Origin of the sequence: Streptomyces sp. W16 (assembly GCF_033194735.1) — a bacterium.
GTDB lineage: Bacteria > Actinomycetota > Actinomycetes > Streptomycetales > Streptomycetaceae > Streptomyces.
Genome location: NZ_JAWOAI010000991.1, coordinates 1 through 1,789 on the forward strand (window position 1 = coordinate 1; position 1,789 = coordinate 1,789).

Here is a 1,789-nt window from a genome sequence, read left to right on the forward strand (position 1 = left end):
TCGCGCGCTGCCGTCCACGTCCTCGCTTCCGGCGGTGCCCGCGGCACCGGCCCTTCCCGCGGTGCCTGCGGTGCCCGCGGTTCCGGGAGTGTGAGGCGAGCGGTCGTAGAAAGGCCGTCGGGCCGGTCCCTTTCCGGGGCCGGCCCGACGGCCTTTTCCGGCGCACGTCCCTTTCATATGAGGATGGGAAACGCCGATGAGACACAACCCGCATTCGAGTGGGGGAGCAGAAACTTTCTGCGCACGGGGTTTCCGCCCCGGCCGGAACTCGTTACACACGGCGACAGAATTCCCTCTGGTGACATGAGTTGCCGAAGAAAGGAACACGATGAAGTCCCTGAAGGCTGCCGCTGTCGTTGCCGGGTCCGTCGCCCTCGCCGGTGCCGCCGCGCCCGCGTTCGCCTACAGCCCCGCCGACGTGACGCCCACCAGCCTCACCGGCGCCGTCAACACCCTCACCAGTGGTCGGATCCAGCCCGTCGACGTGATGCCGCTGCAGCACCAGTCGGACGCGCTCGACACCGAGAACAAGCAGTCCCCGCTCAGCACCGTCAAGGGTGCGGCCGGCGCGCTGAACCAGCACAACCCGCTCCTCGGCGGTCTGCCCCTGCAGGGCTGAGTCCCGCCGGTGGTGTTCGAGGGGCGTCGCGAGGCGTCCCTCGTTCGTGTGGCGGGTCGACCGCGCCATCGGCCGGACGGGTGAGAACGCGTCCGATGGCCTTCCGGCCCGTCGATAAGGTCGCGCGGTGACCTCAACCTCAAGCGCAACGCGCCCCTTCCGCGTCGCCGACCTCGGCACCCTCGTCGTCCTGGCGTGGAGCGGCGAGGCCCCCGACGGGGACATGCCCTACCTCCTGGCCTACACCCTGGGCGACGCCGCGGACGGCCCCGAGGCCGCCACCGCCGCCGTGGAACGACTGCTGACCGACAACGGACTCCCGGTCGGCGGCGACGTCGTCGACGGAGCCACCCGGCCCAGCCTGCCGATCACCATGCTCGTCGAGTCCGGGCAAGCCGTCCTCAACATGCCGCAGCTCAACGCCCAGTGCGTGCCGCCGCCCGAGTGGCTCGCGGCGGTCGGCGAACGCGGCTTCGCCTACCTCGTGTTCACCACTCGCCCCTGGCCCGAGGCCCAGCCGGGCAAGCCCGTCACCCCCGAGGCGCTGGCCGAGTTCGCGGGCGCCGAGGAGACCCTGACCGCCGCCGCGCACGTCGTCCTGCCCGCCCGCAGCCTGCGCGGCTGACGACCGGACAGCGGGCGGGAACGCCGGTTCCGGCCCGCTGACGGGAAGTCGATTCCGGCCCGCTGATGGGAATTCGGGAAAAGCTGACTACTGCGGCACTCGGGGGAATCTTGAACTGGTCCTCTTCCCGGGGTCGTTACCCGGTCAGCACACACAGCCTCCGAATTCCGAAAGGGACCGTACTCACGATGAAGTCGACCACCCGAGGAACCATCGCCGCCGTCATCACGGCCGTGGCGGCAGCGACCGGCGCCGCCGTCGCGACCCCCGCCGCCGCGCTCGGCACGGTCCCGGTGCCCGTGCCGCTGGAGGGCGCGGAGAGCGCCCTCGGCATGGAACTCCCCAAGCTGGGCGGCGAGATCCCGGTGCCCATGCCGGGCACCCCCGAGGGCCCGCGGTACGTCGAGGGCCGGCTCATCCCGGAGCACGCGCTGCCCCAACTCCCCGTCCACGGCGGCCTGCCCGGCATCGGCCTGCGCGCCCCGCTGCCGCACATCCTCGGCGACGGCTTCGACCACGTCGGCGTCAGCACCCCCGCGTCCGAC

At 71.9% G+C, this 1,789-nt stretch carries 3 protein-coding genes; all 3 read left to right on the forward strand.

The features are described from left to right. The first annotated feature begins 328 nt into the window (after positions 1-328). On the forward strand, positions 329-619 hold the full coding sequence (locus tag R6V09_RS52300; protein ID WP_019065677.1) for a hypothetical protein: 291 nt from the start codon (positions 329-331) through the stop codon (positions 617-619). A gap of 127 nt (positions 620-746) precedes the next feature. Then, positions 747-1,244 carry a DUF5949 family protein gene (locus R6V09_RS52305; RefSeq protein WP_317888429.1) on the forward strand — a complete coding sequence of 166 codons (498 nt, stop codon included), beginning with the start codon at positions 747-749 and terminating at the stop codon, positions 1,242-1,244. Positions 1,245-1,432: 188 nt separating this feature from the next. Then, on the forward strand, positions 1,433-1,789 hold a 357-nt coding region (locus R6V09_RS52310), incomplete at its 3' end, for a hypothetical protein (RefSeq protein ID WP_317888430.1).